A 15841-nucleotide genomic window follows, 5' to 3' on the forward strand; every position below is an offset into this window, starting at 1 on the left:
TCATAGAGTACGACGAGTTGGTCGTCGGATTTGATATTTCCAAATGGTCCACCGCTGGCAGAGCAACGCCACAACAGCCACGACCGGACCCTCTCTCCAGGAGAGCTCCGCTCAAGAGATTTTCGTCTTTGGGCCGTTTCGTCTGGACGCTTCGCAGAGACGGATCGAGAAGGATGGCAATCCGGTCCAACTGTCGGCTCGCGCATTTGACCTGCTGCTGACACTGATCCGGCATGCGGGCGAAGTCGTCAGCAAGGGCGATCTGATAGCCAGGACATGGCCAGGCTCCAGCGTCGATGACAACAGCCTGCGCGTCCATATCGCAGCACTCCGCAAGGCGCTCGGGGACGGCAATGCCGGCGCCAAATATCTGAGCACGGTCTCGGGACAGGGTTATTGTTTCGTCGGTTCGGCCGCGACACCGGAGCAGAATCAACCTGCACCGACCAAGCCTGTTCGCGCGCACAACCTGCCGGCACATCCCTGGCAGATGGTGGGCCGCGAGCAAACCATCCAGGATATATCGGAAAGGCTCAAAGCCCAGCGTTTCATCACGGTCGTCGGCCCGGGCGGCATCGGCAAGACGACGGTCGCTGTTTCCGCGGGCCACGCCCTTCTCGCGGAATTCGCCGGCCAGGTTCACTTCGTCAGTCTCGGCGAGACCCGCGATGCCGCTCTGGTGCCGGCCATTGCAGCATCTTCGCTCGGACTGCGGGCGCGATCGGACGATCCCTCAAACAGTCTTGTTGCATTCCTGCGCGACCGGCGGATGCTGCTCATTCTGGATTGCTGCGAGCATGTCGTCGACGCCGCGGCGGCGCTGGCCGAACGGCTCTACCAGGAGGCACCGCAGCTGCACATCATGGCCACGAGCCGGGAGCTGCTGCGGGTCGAAGGCGAGCACACATATCGCCTCTCGCCTCTGACAAGCCCGCCGGAAAACGCCGTTCTGACGGCCGAGAGCGCGATTGCCTACCCCTCCGTAAAGCTCTTCGTGGAACGCGCGGCCGCAGCTGGAGGTGGGTTCGGATTGACGGATGCGAACGCGTCGGACGTCGGCAACGTCTGCCGTCGGCTCAATGGCATCCCGCTCGCGATCGAGCTCACCGCCGGCCATGTGACCGCCTACGGCGTCAAGGCCATGGTCCAACTCCTCGACAAGCACTTCAATCTGCTGTGGGAAGGACGACGCACGGCGCTGCCCCGGCACCGCACGCTTCGCGCAACCATCGAGTGGAGCTACGATCTTCTATCCGGGCCCGAACGGGTGGTTCTCAGCCAGCTATCCGTGTTCGTCGGCAGCTTCACCGCCGATGCGGCCCGAGCGATCGCCGGCAGCGATGCGACCAGCGACGACACGACCATGGCTGCGCTCGACAACCTCGTGGCCAAGTCGATGCTTGCCCCGAACCAGGACTCGCAATCGATTCGCTACAGGCTCGGACGCGACGCGGGCCTACGCGCAGGAGAAGCTCGCCGCCAGCACCGACGCCGAGATCGTGCCGCTACGCCACGCCTCCTACTTTCGAGATTTGCTTGAAGAGACGGCCGACGAGCCGAATGAAGGCCTGTCGTCGATGGCCGATCAATTCGGCGACATACGCAGCGCGCTGGCGTGGTGCTTCTCGGATCGAGGCGACCGCAGAACCGGCGTCGGCCTCGCTGCCGCAGCGATCCCCCTGTTCTTCAAGCTGTCGCTCTTCACCGAATGCCAGCTCTGGGTCACGCGCGCAATCGAAGCGCTTCGTGAGACGGGCGGAAGTGTCAGGCACGACCTCGCACTTCATGCCGCGCTGGCGTCGGCGCGGATGCTGACGGGACAAATCGACGAATTGGGCGTCGGCTATCTCGACAGAGCGGTCCGGTTGGCGGAGACAATTGGCGATGTCGCCGGCCAAATCCGCCTGATTGGCCGACTGCATCTGCTCCAATTGCTGGTCGGCAATTTTGACGATGCGCTGGCCACCGCTAAGCGCGGCGAAGCGATTGCCCTCGCCAGCAACGATTCCGTCGGAGTGGCGCGCATGCGCATGTTGCTCGGAACGTCGTGCCACTATCTGGGCGAGGTTGCCGCGTCTCGCTCGTACGTCGAAGCGGCGCTGTCCCATCCGGGACTGGAAGGCGACTCCCGTGGCGGCCTGACGTCCGATTACCCGAAGCGTCCTCAAATCACCCTCGCCCGCATCTTGTGGCTCGAGGGACATCCCGATCAGGCCACGGCGACGGCGCGCCAAGCCATCTCCGATGTGATCGCCATCAACCATCCGACCATATTGTGCATAGCGCTGCCCTGGGCATTCGGTGTTTTCCTTTGGAACGGGGATGTGGGCGTGTGCGAAGAGCACATTGACAGGCTCCTCGTGGAGACCCGCAAGCATAATCTCGCCACCCTCCAGACGGTCGGCGACGCCATGAAAGGGATTGCGCTGTTGGCGCGCGGCGAGAGTGATATCGGGCTGGCCATGCTGAACGCCTCCGTCAAGAAGCTGCAGAGCCAGCGCTACGGCGCGGCGGCCGGACTTTGCGTGCCGCTCGCGGAAGCTCTGGCGGCGACAGGTCGTGGAGATGAAGCACTCGACATCCTCGATCAGGCGATTGCCCGGGGCCGGCGTCGCAACTTCATGGTGGAGATGCCGGACATGTTGCGGGCAAGGGCAGAAGTGCTGATCCGCAAGGACAATCCCGACTTCCTGGAGGCGGAGCGGAGCCTGGCGCAGTCACTTGACCTTGCCCGACATCAGGGGGCGCTCGGTTTTGAGTTGCGCACGGCAATCGGTCTTGCAGGGCTATTGCAGCGGCGGGGCCGCCGCAGTGAAGCGCAAGACGTGCTCGCGCCCATCTATGGACGATTCACCGAGGGGTTCAATACGCCCGTCCTGAAAGCGGCCAGCGAATTGCTGGCCGAATTGGCGTCTCCGCCTTCGGGCTCGCTCGCCGCGAGTTGATGGCTCCGCAACGGGCGCGCCTGGGAGTGCGCGAATCCGCAGCGACATCAGGCGTGATCGCAACTCCTGTGGGTCAGGTCGTGCGGCTGGCGGCGATGCCGTGCAATCCGGATAGAAGCGCGCGGCGTGGAAAGACCGCGTCGAGGGGCCGGCGCATTCTTGGTCCGGCAATAGGACTTCGAAGCCAACGTTCTGGAGCACGGGGGATGCGGCGCTCGCCGAGGCCGCACCTGCGTCCGATGACATGTATCGGACGCCGCCCCCGGGGCATCCTGTAGTACCGCGCGTCAGCCCTATGAGGTCGAAAACTCCGTCATCATCGCTCTCGCGAGCCTGAGATCCGCGGTCTCGAAACCTTCGGTGAATTTGCCGTACACAAAAGCCAGGATTTGGTGCGCATCGGCGGGACGGCCCTGACTCGTCCTCAACCGTGCCAGGCTGATGGCCGCCCTCAGCTCCCAGAACAGCGCACCTTGGCCGCGCGCCACTTCGAACGCCTTGTCGAAGCACTGCTCGGCAGCGATAGCCGAGCGACGCTCGCCGGGATGCCGGAGCAACTCGCCCTTGATGCGCCAGAGCTCGGCCGCGTACCACCGCTCATCCCTCGCCTCGCAGCGCGCGAGCGCCTCATCCGCTGTCGCAAGCCCCAGCGATACTTCGCCGACCTCTCCGAGACATGCCGCCAGTTCGCCGAGAGGAAGCAGGAAGCGCGGCAGGAAACGCGCCTCGCCCGCAAGCTCGAGCGCCTTGCGCAGCAACGTCAGTCCGGCGGCGACATCGCCACGCCGCGCCATGACCATGCCCCTGAAGGCGCGCGCCCATACGTTCCATAGACGGATCGGATGACGTTCGGTGTGCTCGAGCAGCATGGTGCAATAGCCTTCCGCAGCATCGAGATCGCCGGCCAGGAAAGCAATCGGACAGGCGCCCTGGCCAAGCACGCTGCAGAAGGTCAGAGCATGACCACTCGCTCGGCCCTCCTCGACATTGCGCTCGACGACGCTCAGTGCCTGATCCGCCAACCCGAGAAGCCACAGGATGCGCGCCTGGAAATAGCGTGCCGAGGCACGCAGGTCGAACCTGAAACGGATCACCTGCGGCTTCGCCGCCAGATCGGAAAGGCGAGACAAGGTCCGCCCAATGTGATGATGCGCCAACCGCTGGTCACCGAGGTAGTGCAGCGTGGTGGCAAGCAGCCGATCGCCCATCATCCGGTCGACCGAATTTTGGGAATCGGCCACGATATCCGCGAAGCGGTGCGCGAATTCCAACGCCTTGCGGAACTCGCCGTTGTTGAATTGATCGATGCACAGCCCCCAAAGCGCGCGCAGGAGATAGTCGCTGTCGCCGAGCTGCTCGGCCAGCTGCAGGGTCGCCGCCCAAGCCGGACCGGCCTCTCGGGCCCTGCCAACGCCGTACATCAGTGACCAGCCAAGCGCGGCCGATAATTGCATGCGGAGCCGCAAAGCGCCCGCGGCGCTGCCGTCGAGGCTGGCCAACGCCAGTTCGGTCCGCTCGCGGCACTCGGCGAGGAGCGACAATTGTACCCATAACGGGACGGCCCCTGCGGTCAGCGCCACTCCGATCTGCGCATCTCCGTCGGGCGAGAAAGCCCAATCGAGGCTGGATCTTACGTTGTCGATGTGCTGGCCATAGAAGCCGAGCCACTCCGCCTGCGGCTTCACTTCGCTGTCAGCTTCCGCATTCGCAAAGAACCCGCCATAGTATCCGGCCTGGCGGCGCGCGACGCCGGGAAATTCGCCGCTGGCGTGAAGCTTTTCCAGCGCATAGGCGCGCGTGGTGTCCAGCAGGCGATAGTACGGGCGCTCGCCGCGAATATCCGCAAGGACGAGCGACTTTGCCACCAGGTTGGCAAGCTCCGCGGTGACGTCGCCCATCCCTTCGCTCGCGACCGCGATCACGGCATCGAGCAGAAACTCTCCGGCAAACACGCCGAGCCGCCGCAGGACCCGCGCCTCGGCGTCCGGCAGTAGATCGTAGCTCCAGTCGAGCGTCGCACGAAGCGTTTGCTGCCTGGGCAACGCAGTACGCCGGCCGGTCGTCAGAAATTTGAACCTATCGTCGAGAAGTGCCGCGATCTTCGGCGGACTGAGCATCACGGCGCGTGCCGCCGCGAACTCGATCGCGAGCGGAATGCCATCCAGCCGGCGGCAGATGGCTGCGACGGCATCGAGGTTCTCTTCGTCGAGCGCGAAGCTGGAGCCCAGCGCTTTCGCTCTGGTCGTGAACAATTCTACCGCCGTGTAGGCCGATGCGGCGTCAGACCCGAGCCGGACTTCGGGCGGCACCCCCAGGGGCGGAACGCGATAGACATGTTCGCCGTCAATGCGCAGCGCTTCGCGACTTGTCGCCAGGACGATCGTTCCGGAACACTGGCTGACGATCGTCTCGGCCAGTTGGGCCACGGTATCAACGACGTGCTCGCAATTGTCGAGAATGAGCAACAACTGCCTGGCGCCAATCGCGCGCGCTATGGAGCCCGGGGTGATCTCCTCCCCTTCGAGCTTGATACCGAGCGTGCTGGCGACGGCCGAGCACACGAGCTTGGGATCGGGCAGCGAGGCCAATTCGACCAGCAACCGGTCGGCCGCAAAACCGGCTGGCGGCGTCCTGGCAGCTTGTAGTGCAAGGGCCGTCTTGCCGATCCCGCCAGGCCCGACGAGGCTCACGACGCGATAAGCCGACAGAAGCTCCCACAAACGCGCGACCGCGGTGGTGCGGCCGATGAGAACGAATGATGCATTGGGAATGTTGGTCGACGGCAGTGGCTGGGGTGCGGCAGATTGTAGCGGGGCATCCATCTGCCGGGTCCGCCATGAACCCAGCAGGCGATAGCCCCGGCCGACCGTTGTCGCCAGCATGTCACGATCCGAACCAAAGGCCTTCCGGATCGCCGCGATATGGACCCGAAGTGCACTCTCCTCGACGAAGACGCCGCGCCAGACACGCTCTGTCAGGTCATTCTTGGTGACCAGCCCGCCTTCGGCCTGAGCCAATTCCGCAAGAATCTCAAAGGCACGACCGCCCAGAGGAACGGACTCTCCCATCGAGCGCAGTTCGCGTCTGGCAAGATCGATCTCCCATTCAGCGCAAGCGTAGACGGGGCGCTGGTTTGGCTCGGCCATCATCGGCATAGCCCCAGGCGGTTGTTTGATCTTGCGCCCAGCGTATCACCAACGCTTTCAAAATACACAATCTGTCCGGCGACCAAGGCCGCCAGACACTCGCCGCAAATATCGCAATGCTCGCACGTCAGCAGCCGCGACAGATGGATCCTTCCAGCATCTTCTCGACCCGTGCGTCCTCCTTGTCGATGGTCGCATCCGAGCCGAGCAGCGGTCCCTTCGTCGGATGACCAACCCCCTCCGATGACGGGAGCGCGGTGCCGAGCGAGTTCGTTCCCGGCGCAGCAGCGCTGGTACCGAGCGCGCCGCCGCTCTCCATCGACATGTGAGATCCCATGCCGCCGCGGGCAGATGCAACGCCCGAGAGCGCAAGGCTGGCAACGACGCAGAGAAACCAGAGCAGTCTCATGGCTCACACTCCTCATGTTGTATGACCTGCACCTTGAACTGGGCGTCGCACACGATTCGACCATGCACGATCGCGCGAGCAACTATGACAATTGTGACAGAGTTCGGCTTCGAAGACGCATCAGACCTTCGTAACCGCGCGCTCTGCCTGATATTCCCGTCATCTTCTCGCAAGAGTGATGCACAGCAATCGGGGTTTTTTGGCCGGACTGCCTATATAGCCCGGTATAGAAAGCAATTCCGGAAACGCCATCAGCCGAGCAGCGATCATCGCCAAGCGACTCTCCGCACGTCACGAACAATGGAGATTCGCTATGAGTGCATTCAAAACCCTGATCGCCGCAGTGCTGCTCTCAACGGCAACGATATCATCCGCCTCCGCGGCTTGGTCCTTTGCCGATCAGGAGCCCGCCGCATTTGCATCAATGTATCCCAATCGCGACGTGCTGAATGGCGGCGCATTGACGCCGGCAGGGCGAATGGGTCTCGAGCGGTCCGGTGGCGCGGCTCCGGTGTTCGGAGCGGGCCACATCTACAACCGCCACGGGCATCGGTGAGCGGCGGCAACACGCAAAGGCAAATTGCCGCGTCACCATGCCTGTCTGTGACCTCGCTCGGAGTGCGACCGCGCCATGCGGCGCACCCCGCGGGTCCGGAGCCTCGATCGATATCATCGGCTCCGGACGTTTGTTCGCGACGACGGCGTAGAACGCTCCCCCAGATCGGGCGCCGGTGACGGGCCAATTCTACGCACACCATTGTAAAACTTCACAGTTCTTCAGCTTCTGTAATCCGGCTCGCGGCGGGTCCCGCGCTACACTCCGGCTATCGACTGTTGGACGAGCAGGCCCTCCATTGGCGCCATACCGCCGCCCGGCAGGCACGATGACCAGCAGCGCTATGGAGGCATCGCTTGATCACCGGTGGAAGTGGCCATTTGAGTCCGGACATTGCGAGGCGCCTGCGAAAACTAGCGGTCGTCACTGTCATATTTGCGGCCGGCGCAGCCAGCGCCTCTGCGCAACAGCGATACGATCCCGGTGCGAGCGACACCGAGATCAGGATCGGCAACATCATGCCCTATAGCGGCCCGGCATCGGCTTACGGCATCATCGGCAGGACGATGAGTGCGTATTTTCGCATGGTCAACGACAATGGCGGCATCAACGGCCGGACAGTCGAGTTCATCTCCTACGACGATGGCTACAATCCGTCCCGAGCGGTCGAGCAGGCACGGCGGCTCGTCGAGGCCGACGAAGTGCTCGCGATCTTCGCCCCCTTCGGCACCGCGAGCAACGCCGCCATTCAAAGGTACATGAATAATCGCCACGTGCCGCAATTGTTCGCCATTTCGGGAGCATCTCGCTGGGCTGATCCCGTCCACTTTCCGTGGACGATCGGCTGGCTACCGAGCTACCGAACCGAGGCACGCATCTACGCGGACTATGTCCTGACGCATTACCCTGGCGCCAGGATCGGCATCCTCTACCAGAACGACGACTTCGGACGCGATTATCTGGCTGGCCTGAAGGAGGTGCTGCAAGACAGGTACGCGCAAATGGTGGTTGCGAGCCTGCCATATGAAATCAGCGAGCCGACAATCGACTCGCAGATCGTGGCGATCAAGGCGGCCGCCCCCGACATTTTCATCAATGTCGCCACGCCAAAATTCGCGGCTCAGGCGATCAGGAAGCTCGCCGAGCTGGACTGGCATCCCGTCCACATCATGACGAACGTCTCGGTTTCGGTTGGCTCAGTGTTGAAGCTCGCAGGACTGGACAACGCGAAGGGAGTCCTGAGTGCCGGGTACCAGATGGACGTGACCGACCCGCAGTGGGACTCATACCCGGGCATGCAGCATTTTCGCGCGTTCATGGCGAAATACTATCCGGACGCAGATCGATCCGAAAGCGGCCCGCTGGTAGCATTCAATATGTCGAGCGCGCTCGTTGAGGTGCTTAGGCGCTGTGGCGACGATCTTACGCGCGAGAGGATCATGCAGGTGGCGACGAATCTCGACATCGAGGGGGCGGCCTATATTCCCGGCGTCCGGGTCAAGACATCGCCGACGGACTTTCGCCCGATCGAGCATCTCCAAATGATGCGTTTCACCGGCGAGAAGTGGGAATGGTTCGGTCCGCTCATGAATGGCCATTCGGACCAGATAACGCTTTCGCCCGACTAGCGAGCAATCGCTTTCGAGATGAAGCGCGGGCGCCGACTTCGTGCAAAGGCGAAAATGATCGTTCAATTGATACTGCTCATCCGACACATGCGTACACATGTCTGGCAGGCGAGCCGAGGCGTTCCCGGCGTCGCTTTGTCAAGGAGACGTGCAATGACTACACTGAAGCTCTTGTCGGCCGGACTGATGGTTTCGGCCATGATCGCCTCCCCCGCGATGGCTCGCGAAGGCAACAACCAGGCGCGCCGGACCAATGACGACGCCTATGCGTCGGTTCAGCGCGTTCCGGTGACGTCCAAGCGCAACTGTGTTCGCGCTCCCGACGTCGGTGCGTATGCGAGCGACCCCTGGCGTCGGCCTCCGTGCGAGCCCAAGTCGGGCTATTGAGCACGCCAACCGGAGCGCGCCCCCTTGCCGCAAGGCAATCGTCAGCGCGGACTTGAAGAGGTTCATCTCGGCGCTTCGGGGGCTTCCATCTCGCGGACGTGACTGGAGGAAGAATGGCGGCCCTATGAAGCCCCGTTCTTCCGACCGGCCATGTCTGAGACGCATTGATCCCTACCAACGCCGCGGCCCGGCATCTGCAGCGGATCCGAGAGCGATACCAGCTCCATCGCGGAATTCACCAACCTCGCCACTGCAGTCTCAGGCCCCGCGGGGGCGAGGCCTACTCGCTCGAGGCAAGGGCATCAAAGATCGAATCCAGCCGCAGCGGCATCTCGCCATCGACTCGGCGTGTCACCCGCGAAGCGCCTGAACGTCGTCGTGAAGTGGGCCTGGCTCTGAAAACCCACTGTGAGCGCGACCTCAACAATCGGCATCTCGCAGTCCCGCAGCAGATCCTTGGAACGCTGTATCCGGTGCCGCAAGATATATTCGTGAGGCCTGCAACCCGTCGCGGCGCGGAACTGGGCGGCGAAATGCATCCGGCTCAGGCCCGCGGCCGCGGCAAGATCCGCCAGCACGATTTTCTTGCGGAAGTGAGTCTCGATATAGTCGAGCACCCGCTTGAGCCGCCACTTCTGCAATCCGTGGACCGGCCTTTCAGAAGTGCATTGGCCGACGCGGGTTCGCTCGTCGAACCTCGGCTCCGCCTCGGACCGCAAGGCGAGGAGCCGGGCAATGACGGCAAATCGCAGGGCGTCGACGCAAAGGGCGCTATCGGTGGCCTTCAATCGCTCCATCGCGACGAGAGCTTCGGACAGGCGCTGAACTACCGGATCGTCGTCACAAATGGACGCCGTTGTCAGAGAGCTAGGTGCAGTCATGGCCGCGCGTTGCCACGGGATTTCGACGCGCAGCCAGCCGGTGTCGCGCGCCGGATTACACGGGGATATGCTGGAGCTGCGCCGTGGCTGCCCTTCGATCGCAATGACCAGACCAAGCCGCTCGAAGGCAATCGTCGTTGCGTCAAGGGGGGACAGATCGTCTCTGCGCGAAACGGTGGTAGGCGCGATGACCTTCGGAAGCGGCGCGATCGAGGCCATTGCGATGGCCGAGCGGAAATCTGTTTCGTCCGCGGTGACGGTCGCCTGGGTGTCGCCATGCTTCGGTTGTGGCGACAGTAATAATGGCTGAGACATGATCTTACTCTGGCAAGGACAATCCAAACGATGATGCTCCATTCCGGCGAAGCGCATCGATCGCAGAGTAAGGTAGCAAGCTATGGCCCGATCGCGAGTGAAGAGGCGCAAAATCAGGAAACTTCAGGCTCTCCTTCGCCGACATGCCGACACCGTCGAAGCGATGCGTCGTGCCATCCTTTCAATCGAGATGCCGCGCGATATCCTGCAGCTCGCGATGTGAACAGGTGTCGCTTCGACCGCTCGATAACGAAGAGACCAAGCAGGCTGCCGAGCTTCTGAACCGTTGCGACGCGAAGTCCCCTGCCCCGTGTTGCTGTCGGGATGTGCTGCACGCTCCTTCCGGCCCGCTCTCCCATTTTGGCACTCCCATTCGTCCTCACGAATTCGTGTGCAAGCAACGAGCGTTTCGGACGCCTGCATCGAGCCATGGCGAACAGCCGACTACTGAGAAGGTCGCCTTGACACCCCAACGGCCTCCCCTGTAGGACACCTGGGCATACTGACGCTTTCAGAATCTTGCCAGGGGCGGTGATCTTTGGGGGTCACGTCACTCTCCTAGATTGCGGCAGTGAAGCTGATCCACGGACCCCCTTATGTCGCCTTCGCCCGCCGTACGAACCTACTCTTTCGGTAACTGGCTCATCGATTGCCAGCGGAGAGAGCTGAAGTGCGACAACATCACGGTCCCGATCGGAAGCCGCGCATTCGAGATTCTCGAGAAGCTGGCGGGTTGCGCCGGTCACCTGGTGACCAAGGATGATTTGATCGGAAGTGTCTGGTCAGGCCTGGCCGTCGAGGACAACACGCTACAAGTCCATATCTCCGCCGTCCGCAAGGCGCTGGGCAAAGATCGCGATCTCCTCAAGACGATCTCGGGCCGTGGATATACCCTCGCCGGGACCTGGCGAAGCGGGCATTTGGATCAGCCCGCAGCGACATCGGTATCCGTCCCGGCCATCGAATCCTTTTCGAACAACCTGCCGAACACGCGCGCTCCTCTTATCGGGCGCGAGGATTGCCTGAGCGAAATTGCCGAACTTATGTTCGCATATCGGGCCGTGACTTTGGTCGGCCCGGGAGGCATCGGGAAAACAAAGCTGGCCATCGAACTTGCGCGCCTGGTCGCATCCTCATTCGATGGTGCGGTGGCGCTGGTCGAGCTCGCGACCTTGCATGATCCGGCACTTGCGACATCGACCACCGCCCGTGCGCTCAAGCTTGCCTTGAGTGACAAGGAGGTTTCGGCCGCCTGCATCGCCCAGGCCATCGGGTCACGGCGTCTGCTTCTCATCCTGGACAATTGCGAGCATGTCATCGACGTCGCTGCACAGATCGCGAGTGCTGCACTTCGCTATTGTCCCAATGTCACTATTCTTTCGACCAGTCGGGAAGGCCTCCGCATCGATGGCGAATACGTCGCGGCCATCCCGCCGCTGTCGGTTCCGGACTCTGGTTTGCGTGATCCCGGTTTGCTGTTGCAGGCAAGCGCCGTGCAGCTCTTCGTCGCTCGCACACAGTCGCTACGCGCGAACTTCTCTCCAGGCGCGGACGATCTGCTGAAAGTGGCTGCCATCTGTCGCCGGCTCGACGGAATTCCGCTCGCGCTGGAATTCGCCGCGGCTCAGACCGCGAATCTTGGGGTAGACACGGTCTTGCTTCGCCTGGACAGGCGAATGGAGTTGCTGAGCGGCGGCCGCAGGGACCAACTGCCACGGCACCAGACCCTGCGAGCGACGCTGGACTGGAGCTACGATCTGTTGTCGCCCGACGAGCAAAGGCTGTTGTGCTGGCTCGCGGTGTTTCCGGCAGGTTTCACACTCGATGCGGCCATTGCAATGATGGACGACGCGTTGTCCCGGTCGGACGTCATCGAAACACTGTTCAATCTGGTCGGAAAATCGCTGGTCGCGCTCGATCCCTCCTTCGAAGGGCGGTGGCGTCTGCTGGAGACCACCCGCGCCTATGCTCTGGAGAAGCTGGCAGAAGCAGGGCTCTGCGAGCAGGCCAGCAGACGGCATGCGGGCTTTCTCAGACAGCTCATCATGCCACCTGGCGATGCCTCCCCCGCCTCCGACGATCTCACTCGCCTTGCCCAGGAAATTGGAAACGTGCATGCGGCGCTCGACTGGGCCTTCGCACCCAGCGGCGATGCCGCGCTCGGCGTAGAGCTGACGGCCGGCTTTGTGCCGGTGTGGATGCAACTGCTGTCCTTCATGGAATGCTCGACCCGGATCGAGCACGCTCTCGCCCATCTTGACGGAGAGCTGACCTGCAATCCAAGGCTCAAGGCGCAGCTCTACGTCGCGCTGGGGTTCGCGCTTCTCAATACGACTGGCTCGGCGGATCGCATGAAAGCGGCCCTGAACATCGGCCTTGCGCTCGGCGAAGAGCTGTCCGATCTCGAGCTTCAGCTCAAGGCTGTTTGGACGCTGTGGAGCTATAATCTCAACTCGGGCCAATACGACGCGGCCAAGAGTGTCGGAGAGCGATATCTGGAGATCGCCCTTCGCACGGGAAACCCCGCCAACGAGACGGTCGGCCGCCGCCTGATCGGCGCCGCCACCCATTTTTACGGCGCGCAGGAGGAAGCTCGACGCGAACTGACCCTCTCCCTAGACCACTCGGCTCACGGATTGAAGGACGGCGCGAACCAGATGTGGTTCCTGCTCAACCAGAGCGTCCTGGCAAAAGCCATGTTAGCCCGCGTGCTGCTGCTCCAGGGAAAGATCGCCCAGAGCAGATCCCTGGCCGCGGAATGCCTCGAGGAGGCGCAGCGTGAGAAGGACAAGCTCGCGATCGCTTACGCGCTGCGGAACGCCGTGTGCCCCATTGCGCTGATGACGCATGATGTCGCCACTGCCGATCAGGCGATAGCGTCTCTCCTCGAGCTCGTCACGCGCGAGGGAATAGCTTTCTGGACGAGCTGGACGTCCTGCCTGAAGGGGCAGTTGCTCGTCCTGCAAGGCAGACATCACGATGGAATAGAGCTGCTGCGCAGCGGACTGAAAGCGCGGGCCGAGAACGGCTGGCTGATGCGCAATCCCGAATTTCTCGGATCGCTCGCCGAAGGACTGTTCGCGGTCGGCGAGAGTGCGCAGGCCCTGGCCGCCGTGGAAGATGCCCTGGCCATCTCCCGGCAAGGCCAGCAATTGTGGTGCCTTGCTGATCTGCTGCGGATCAAGGGCGAGATCCTGCTTGCCGATGGCTCGTCAGATCGGTCCCGCTCGGAAGTCCTGTTCTCCGAGGGCCTGTCCGTTGCCAGAGAGCAGCAATGCCGCTTCTACGAGCTGAAGGTCGCGGCAGCCTGGGCAAGGATCATGGCAGCGTCGGACCGCCAGCAGACCGCGCTTGATCTCGTCGGTCCGGTCAGCGCTTTGTTCGATCGGGAGGTCGATCTTCCCGCGCTCGCCTTTGCGCGCGGTCTCGCTGCAAGTCCGGGCATCTCGATTTCGACAGGCGGCGACGACCGGCCCCCGTCCTGCACCTGCCACTAGGTTGCTGATTTTTCGACCGGCACGACATGTCCTGCAGCGCTGGACCAGCCCTCACACTCAATCCTCCGGATCGCACCAGATGAGCATCTCTCGACGACAGGTCTTAGGCAGTGTTGGCGCGTCGGTGTTTTCGCCCGGCATCATCCGCGCCCAGGGCACGAGACCGATCAGGATCGGCGAGATCAACTCCTATAGCAGCGCGCCCGCGTTTACCCTGCCCTATCGTCGCGGCTGGCAGTTGGCGGTCGAACAGCTGAATGCGGGCGGGGGCCTGCTCGGGCGAGAGCTGCAGGTCATCAGCCGGGACGATGAAGGCAAGCCGAGCGTCGCGCTGCGTGCCGCCGAAGAACTGGTGCGACGGAATGACGTCGATCTTCTGGCAGGCGCATATCTGTCGAATGTCGGACTGGCTATCAGCGACTTCGCCCGGCAAAACCGGATCCTCTTCGTGGCGAGCGAACCGCTCACCGACGCCCTCGTTTGGGAGCAAGGACATCGATATTGTTACCGGCTCCGCCCCTCGACATACATGCTGGCAGCCATGCTGGTGGAGGAGGCAGCTCAATTGAAGGCGACGCGGTGGGCGACGATCGCCCCGAACTACGAATACGGCCAGTCGGCCGTAAGATGGTTCACGCAGCTTCTGAGCCGCCGTCGCCCCGACGTCGCGTTCATCAACAGTCAGTGGCCGCCGCTGGGTGCCATTGATGCCGGCGTGGTCGTCAACGCCCTCGCGCAGCAGAAGCCCGAAGCGATCCTCAACGTCACCTTCGGACCCGATCTCGCCAGATTTGTCCGGCAAGGCAATGATCGCGGCCTGTTCGAAGGGCGACACGTCGTGTCGTTCACGACCGGCGAACCCGAATACCTTCTTCCCCTCGGGCAGGACGCCCCGGAGGGATGGATCGTGACCGGCTATCCGGTGACCGAGGTCTTGGGTCACGCCAACAGCGCCTTCGTGTCGGCCTATTCCGCGCGATATGGCGAGGCTCCCACGATGGGATCCGTGGTCGGTCACGCCTTGATCAGCTCCATCGCGGCGCCGATCGCAAAGCTCGGGAAATTCGATACCGAGGCGATGGCCGACGGCTTTGGCAACGTCGGCTTCGAAACGCCGTTCGGCCCGGCGATTTGGCGTTCCATCGACCATCAGAGCACGATGGGGACCTTCGTCGGCCGCACCACTGTACGGGCCAACAAGGGCGTGATGGTGGACTGGAAGTACCGGGACGGTGGAACGATGCTGCCGCCCGACGCCGAAGTTTTGAAGCTACGACCGGCAACGTGAAGCGCCGGTGCGGCCAAGGCTATGCTAGCCGAAGTGTCGTCCCCCGTTCCCCACGCGGTGCGACGAGAGTCCTGTAGCGGCGTCGCCTCAGCATCCCGGCGGCAAGATCGGCGACACTCCCGGCGTTGGCGCCGCGCCTGAGGCGTTGGCCGGCAACACGGTCGCAGGCGCTGCGAGGTTCATCGAGACTCCTTCCGCGCAGGCCGTGCTGTTCGGGCTCGGCATGACGGCGGCATTCGGATCGATGCCGGTGCCGCCGGCGGCGCTGGTGTCCGCCAGGATCGTGCCGGGCGCGAGACTGGACGGCACTTGCGGGATCGAGAGCGGCAGGGACGCAGCGCTTGTCGCGAGCCCTCCCGGCGTCGAGCTGCATGCGACCGTCGTCCCCGTTCCCGCCGGTGCCGCTGCGGGAATCGTTCCGATGGAGCTGCCGGTTTGCCCTGTGACCGGCAATAGCGGAGCGCCGATGCCTGACGCTGACGCGCCGATGCTCGATACGATCGGGGTCGCCGGCACCGGCATCGGGGACGTCGATGGCGTGGCGCAGACGACGACCGTACCCGGCGTCGTCGGATCCGAGGCGAGCGGAACAGGCGCGAGCGTCGTGTCGGGAACGCCAGGCTCGGTTGTTGCGGAAAACGGACCCGGACTATTGAGCGGCGAGGTCACGATCGCACCCGGTACGGTTGGAAGGCCCATCGCCGTGGTGCCCATCGTTGAGACCTGCGCCTCACTCGAAGAACAGCCCAACAGCAAGGCGATCGTTGTTGCGAGCACGATCCGGATCAT

The 15841-nt window shown here is 63.1% G+C and carries 11 protein-coding genes; 7 read left to right on the forward strand and 4 right to left on the reverse strand.

Going from position 1 to position 15841, the window contains the following annotated elements:
* The first annotated feature begins 43 nt into the window (after nucleotides 1-43).
* Together ACVJ5M_RS32705 and ACVJ5M_RS32710 are read left to right on the forward strand one after the other, a co-directional pair.
* The gene (locus ACVJ5M_RS32705) at nucleotides 44-1540 is read left to right on the forward strand and encodes an ATP-binding protein (RefSeq protein ID WP_354099315.1); all 1497 of its coding nucleotides are present in this window, start codon (nucleotides 44-46) and stop codon (nucleotides 1538-1540) included.
* On the forward strand, nucleotides 1533-2945 hold the full coding sequence (locus ACVJ5M_RS32710) for a hypothetical protein (protein WP_354099316.1): 1413 nt from the start codon (nucleotides 1533-1535) through the stop codon (nucleotides 2943-2945). The genes ACVJ5M_RS32705 and ACVJ5M_RS32710 overlap by 8 nt, the downstream gene beginning before the upstream one ends.
* Nucleotides 2946-3238: 293 nt before the next feature.
* Here the strand turns inward: ACVJ5M_RS32710 and ACVJ5M_RS32715 are convergent, their stop codons facing one another.
* Both ACVJ5M_RS32715 and ACVJ5M_RS32720 read right to left on the reverse strand, forming a co-directional pair.
* Entirely contained in the window at nucleotides 3239-6094 is a 2856-nt protein-coding gene (locus ACVJ5M_RS32715; protein ID WP_231144512.1) for an ATP-binding protein, read from the reverse strand.
* Between the two features lie 124 nt (nucleotides 6095-6218).
* Nucleotides 6219-6500, reverse strand: a complete 282-nt coding sequence (locus ACVJ5M_RS32720; protein WP_028153535.1) for a hypothetical protein — start codon at nucleotides 6498-6500, stop codon at nucleotides 6219-6221.
* A 313-nt stretch (nucleotides 6501-6813) separates the two neighbouring features.
* Between ACVJ5M_RS32720 and ACVJ5M_RS32725 the strand changes: the two genes are divergently transcribed.
* From ACVJ5M_RS32725 to ACVJ5M_RS32735, 3 genes are all read left to right on the forward strand, one after another.
* Nucleotides 6814-7056, forward strand: coding sequence for a hypothetical protein (locus ACVJ5M_RS32725; protein WP_063984300.1), 243 nt, complete (start codon nucleotides 6814-6816; stop codon nucleotides 7054-7056).
* A 380-nt stretch (nucleotides 7057-7436) separates the two neighbouring features.
* Nucleotides 7437-8684, forward strand: a complete 1248-nt coding sequence (locus ACVJ5M_RS32730; protein WP_225004968.1) for an ABC transporter substrate-binding protein — start codon at nucleotides 7437-7439, stop codon at nucleotides 8682-8684.
* Nucleotides 8685-8837: 153 nt separating this feature from the next.
* Nucleotides 8838-9071: a hypothetical protein gene (locus ACVJ5M_RS32735; protein WP_063984302.1), complete on the forward strand. Its 234-nt coding sequence runs from the start codon at nucleotides 8838-8840 to the stop codon at nucleotides 9069-9071.
* Between the two features lie 302 nt (nucleotides 9072-9373).
* Here ACVJ5M_RS32735 and ACVJ5M_RS32740 read toward each other — a convergent pair whose 3' ends face one another.
* Nucleotides 9374-10267, reverse strand: coding sequence for a helix-turn-helix transcriptional regulator (locus ACVJ5M_RS32740; RefSeq protein WP_231144511.1), 894 nt, complete (start codon nucleotides 10265-10267; stop codon nucleotides 9374-9376).
* A 596-nt stretch (nucleotides 10268-10863) separates the two neighbouring features.
* On the opposite strand from ACVJ5M_RS32740, the gene ACVJ5M_RS32745 reads away from it, so the two are divergent.
* Nucleotides 10864-13764, forward strand: coding sequence for an ATP-binding protein (locus ACVJ5M_RS32745; protein WP_063984304.1), 2901 nt, complete (start codon nucleotides 10864-10866; stop codon nucleotides 13762-13764).
* A gap of 79 nt (nucleotides 13765-13843) precedes the next feature.
* Entirely contained in the window at nucleotides 13844-15052 is a 1209-nt protein-coding gene (locus ACVJ5M_RS32750; protein ID WP_208089359.1) for an ABC transporter substrate-binding protein, read from the forward strand.
* 87 nt (nucleotides 15053-15139) lie between these two features.
* On the opposite strand, the gene ACVJ5M_RS32755 is transcribed toward ACVJ5M_RS32750, so the two are convergent.
* The gene (locus tag ACVJ5M_RS32755; RefSeq protein ID WP_063984306.1) at nucleotides 15140-15841 is read right to left on the reverse strand and encodes a hypothetical protein; all 702 of its coding nucleotides are present in this window, start codon (nucleotides 15839-15841) and stop codon (nucleotides 15140-15142) included.

The sequence above is a fragment of the Bradyrhizobium sp. S3.7.6 genome (genome assembly GCF_054061875.1).